This window comes from Mesorhizobium sp. M0808 (assembly GCF_040320025.1).
Taxonomy (GTDB): Bacteria; Pseudomonadota; Alphaproteobacteria; order Rhizobiales; family Rhizobiaceae; genus Mesorhizobium.
This window is the reverse complement of the sequence record NZ_JAMYOX010000117.1, coordinates 1-1,327: the sequence shown is the minus strand read 5'-3', so window position 1 is coordinate 1,327 and position 1,327 is coordinate 1. Positions and strand designations below refer to the sequence as shown.

Below are 1,327 nucleotides of genomic sequence, written 5' to 3'. Positions count from 1 at the left end.
GTACCCATCCGGTGAAGACCGCAGACGTGTATCCGGCGGCCATGAGGACCTGAGCACCGCGGTGCCGGCGTCAAGTTTTTGATGGGGAGACGCGATGATATTCTTCGAGGAGGAGTTCGACCTCCTCGATGCCTTCATCGATGAAGGCCAAGATCCCCTCGTCATCGTTGGCGCCGTACACCCAGATGACGCCGTCCTCGGGCTCGAGACCGAGGGTCAGTTCCTGGATGAGCGCTTCGCTGACGCCGAGGTCCCTGGCGACACGTTCGACGGTGTAGACGTGATGCACCTTATTGCGCTGCATGATCAGGCCGCCGCTGATTGGGTCCGCAGTTGTGCGGATCTCCAATTCCACGGCAGCAAATCATCGATCCGATGGGCTGGGTGGGCTGCGATGCGCGCCAGGATATCGGCGAGCCAGGCCTGCGGGTCGATATCGTTCAACTTGGCGCTGACGATCAGGCTGTAGAGAACGGCAGCGCGCTGTCCGCCGCGATCGGAACCGCAGAACAGCCAGGACTTTCTGCCGAGAGCGATGCCGCGCAGGGCTCGCTCGGCTGCATTGTTCGATAGGCAGATCCGCCCGTCGTCGAGGAACCGGGCGAAGGATGACCAGCGGCGCAGCATGTAGTTGAAGGCCTTGGTCAGATCATGTCCGCGCGAGAGCTTGTCGCGCGTCTCGATCATCCAGGTCTCGAGCTCCGCGACCAGCGGCAGGCTCCGCTCCTGGCGCACGGCGTGGCGTTGGGCCGGCGACAGGCCGTTGATCTCGCGCTCGATATCGAACAGGGCGTCGATGCGCTTCACGCCTTCAACCGCGAGCGGATAGACCAGGTTGGGCTTCTCGCCGTGCGCCTTCTTGCGCGCCGCCGCTTCGATATCGGCCAGCTCGAACACTTTGCGCCGGCTGTGGGCCCAGCAGCTGGCTTCCAGAATAGGCGCCGGCTGACGGGCCGCCGCATAGAGATCGCCATAACCGCCATAGGCATCGGCCTGCAGAATGCCGCTCCAGCCGGCGAGATGCGCCGCGGGATGTTCGCCTCGGCGATCGCGGGAATAATAGAACACCGCCGCCGGCGGATCGACATCGCCGAATGGTCGGTCATCACGCACATAGGTCCATAATCGGCCGGTATCGGTCTTGCCCTTGGCCAGGACCGGCACCGTCGTGTCGTCGCCGTGCAGACGTGAAGCGGCCAGCACATGGGCTTCGAGCCGCTTGAACAGCGGCATCAGCGCCGCGACGCCGGCGCCGACCTGGTCGGCGAGCGTCGACAGGCTGAGCGGCACGCCTTCGCGGGCATAGCGTTCAGCCTGGCGGTTGAGG

Annotated in this window: 2 protein-coding genes; both read right to left on the bottom strand. The window is 64.6% G+C overall.

The features are described from left to right. Positions 1–70: 70 nt before the first annotated feature. Entirely contained in the window at positions 71–304 is a 234-nt protein-coding gene (locus tag NKI25_RS36215) for a hypothetical protein (protein ID WP_353000962.1), read from the bottom strand. 2 nt (positions 305–306) lie between these two features. Next, on the bottom strand, positions 307–1,327 hold a 1,021-nt coding region (tnpC, locus tag NKI25_RS36210; protein WP_353000960.1), incomplete at its 5' end, for an IS66 family transposase.